Source organism: Hydrogenophaga intermedia (assembly GCF_023715105.1).
Classification (GTDB): Bacteria; Pseudomonadota; Gammaproteobacteria; order Burkholderiales; family Burkholderiaceae_C; genus Hydrogenophaga; species Hydrogenophaga intermedia_A.
Genome location: NZ_JAMBNO010000060.1, coordinates 1 through 2,480, shown reverse-complemented (window position 1 = coordinate 2,480; position 2,480 = coordinate 1). Strand labels below are relative to the sequence as shown.

Below are 2,480 nucleotides of genomic sequence, written 5' to 3'. Positions count from 1 at the left end.
AGTTCACCAGCCGGGCGTTCATGGCCTGGGCGCAGGCACACGGCATCCGCCACATCCTGATCCAGCCTGGGCGACCCATGCAGAACGGCTACATCGAGAGCTTCAATGGCAAGTTCCGCGACGAGCATCTGAACGAGTGCTGGTTCCAGACCTTGCACCAGGCCAGGCTGGCCGCAGCCGCATGGCGCACGGACTACAACGAGGTCAGGCCACACAGCAGCTTGGGGCGCATGCCACCAGCTCGTTTCGCCGAGCTGCATCGCCAGCGCGCTGGCGATGCAGCTCAACTCCCATCAACCCCCAACACCATCGATTAACCTTCGCCCCGGACTTCCACTTCTGATTGGTACGTCTACAGGGGGCAGGTCAGCACTGACGTAACTCGCGAATGTCTATGTGATCGGTGTTCACGACCTGTACCATCTGCCGATTTTTAGCTCAACAGGTTCGATTGACTTCAATGAACATCAGTGTGAGTTCAGCAGACCCTGGCTCAAAGGGAAGTCGCCAAATGCCGTCTGTCGGATCTTCTCAAGTTACTGCCCCAACTTGCCGATGCCGAGCTCTGATCGGCATGCCCAACGGGTCACATGCCCGGAAGAACTGTATTGGACATGGAGTAGCGGATGTTTGGTGTTGAAAAAGAACCTGCAGGGCTTGATGGAAGCGAAGGAGGTGACGCAAACCTCGTCGACGTCAGCGCAAAGGCCTTCTTGCGCATCAGCGTGATCGAGAAATCGCCCGTCAGGGTTGAGAAATCTTCAGACAGCGGCGCGACCACGTATACATGGCCAGAAGCGAGCCTCAAGGCGCGCAACCGAAAGCCTGTAAGCGATCTCATCGAGTACCTCCTGGATATGGTGCTCGGCATCAGCAACGCGCAAAAGAGCGAACAAGTGGGCTGGCGCGAGCACGGAGGTGAGATCTGCCCGCTGACATTGTTCAAGATCTCCGCTGGCGCAATGCACAGCGCCCGTTGCGCGCGATTGGTCGAATTGATGGCTGCGGTCCCTGTACTGCTCACCTCCAGAGCGCTGCCTGAGCAGAGCATGCCTTGGCTTTCACCGGAGGCCCGTGAGAAGGTGATGAAGAGATTGGACGAATTGCTGCTGACCTTGGGAGGCCGCGTAGTAGCCATCCCGATCGACATCACAGTGGATGACATGGTCGTTGGTACCTTGTCCGGAACCTATGCGCATGGGAAGCCATTGGAGGATCTGGATCCAAAGTTCGAAACGTATGTCGGGCGTGTGGTGAACATGCTTACTGATCCTCCGGGTTTCGCAATGCGGGAGATTGATTCGAAAAAGAAGCTAACGATTCGCGCGGCCGCCAACGCGTTGGACATTGACCAACTCAACGCGTGGGTCCGAGACAAGCAACCTATCGCTGTTGATGTCGCAACCACCGTCACGGCCAAGGGAGTGATCAACCACGAGCTTGTGAAGGTTCAAGAGGCCTTTTCCTGATCGTCAGTTGCCGCTGACGAACCGGCCGGCATTGTGGGTCGTTGAGCGCGCAACATGAAAAGGTGAACCACAACGAGCAGGATGAGTTCATACGACGTCTGCACGAGTGCGTTTGCGTTCTCTCGCGGCACGACGATGCAACGGTGAATGACTCGCGTCTTGGGAGAACCAGTCAGGACCGTGTCGAGCTGATAGTAGCGCTTGGGTTCTGTTGACTTTTGGGTCATCGTTCCCTTGATCTCGATCTGCCGCGCCATAGGAGGATCTGCAGGCATCGGATGAAGGTCGGCCGCCTCTGCCCATGCTTGCACAGCGTCATAGAGCTTGGGCGAAGCGACCACCTTGATGTGGTCACGTTGAATACCCCATTGGCGCAGCAGTCCATTCAAGAACTTGAACTGCTCCTCCCGAAACAACACCAGTTGGCGTGATGGCCCGATCAAGGCCGACGGTTGAAGATCGTCTTTGATGAGGGAGACATCCCATGCGCGGGAGTCAAATCCAACCGAATCGGCCAAGGCCAGGAAGCGTTTGTATTTCTCTGGCTTTATGCGCCTCGCAAGAGAGCGTCGCCCCGCTTTTGCACTGCCTGTTCGAATCTGGGTTTCATAGGCCTTGATGGCTTCGCTTTCGAGCCACGCAAGATCGTGAGCGTGCGCGAGTGTCAGTCCGCAGGATTTTTCGATCTGAGCAACGCTCAAACCCTTGGCCAGCATGGTGAGCGCACGGAGCGCCTTGGCGGAGGCAGGCGTCTTGTGGTCGGGCCGAGTGGGTGAAGACTTTGTCGGTGCGAGGTAGGACGGCGCAGGGAGGATCGCATCGAGGTCGACGACGCCACGAGCAGGCCAAGGCGGAGAAGGCAATGGCTGAAAAGCCGGCTGTGGGGGCGTGTCCGAATTTTTGTGTGTGAGGCGCCGGAAGACTTGTCCACGGTGTCGCTCGTCGCTTGCGACGAACGAGCGACGCGGTGGTCAAGTCGCTGCCGCATGTTACGCGGCGGGTCGGGTGAAG

General features: G+C 57.8%; 3 protein-coding genes. 2 read left to right on the top strand and 1 reads right to left on the bottom strand.

Annotated elements, in window-relative coordinates; translation table 11 throughout:
• Both M3149_RS22490 and M3149_RS22485 read left to right on the top strand, forming a co-directional pair.
• Positions 1-317 (top strand): integrase core domain-containing protein (locus tag M3149_RS22490; RefSeq protein WP_251711587.1); only part of this gene is annotated, 317 nt, incomplete at its 5' end.
• A gap of 309 nt (positions 318-626) precedes the next feature.
• Positions 627-1,469, top strand: a complete 843-nt coding sequence (locus M3149_RS22485) for a hypothetical protein (RefSeq protein ID WP_251711586.1) — start codon at positions 627-629, stop codon at positions 1,467-1,469.
• On the opposite strand, the gene M3149_RS22480 is transcribed toward M3149_RS22485, so the two are convergent.
• Entirely contained in the window at positions 1,451-2,185 is a 735-nt protein-coding gene (locus tag M3149_RS22480) for a hypothetical protein (protein WP_251711585.1), read from the bottom strand. The two genes, M3149_RS22485 and M3149_RS22480, sit on opposite strands and share 19 nt — an antisense overlap.
• Between the last annotated feature and the right edge of the window lie 295 nt (positions 2,186-2,480).